This is a genomic window from Pollutimonas rozaliensis (assembly GCF_048751585.1).
GTDB lineage: Bacteria > Pseudomonadota > Gammaproteobacteria > Burkholderiales > Burkholderiaceae_B.
On sequence record NZ_JAZHOB010000193.1, the window covers coordinates 1 to 261 of the forward strand.

Annotated in this window: 1 protein-coding gene; it reads right to left on the reverse strand. The window is 41.4% G+C overall.

Going from position 1 to position 261, the window contains the following annotated elements:
- The coding region (locus V0R37_RS22540) for an AAA domain-containing protein (protein WP_420376615.1) at window positions 1-261 on the reverse strand (261 nt) is incomplete at both ends.

Genomic DNA, 261 nt, shown 5'->3' on the forward strand with positions numbered 1-261 from the left:
TTTCGAATTCGTCCTGCTGCCGTATTTACAGCCTCATGTGATTGGCTCACCAACAGAATTCTTTCAGTCCCTTGCTTTTCAATCAAATAATGAACAAAAGCTGCAATGAATTCAGTTTTACCCGTACCTGGAGGGCCTTGTAACAAAGATAGCGGGCCAGTGCTCAATAATTGCTGAAATGCCAACCTTTGCTGCTCATTTAAACTGATCACATTGCCTTTATCATCTACACGGTCATATCGCTCAAAATCATTGTCTGTT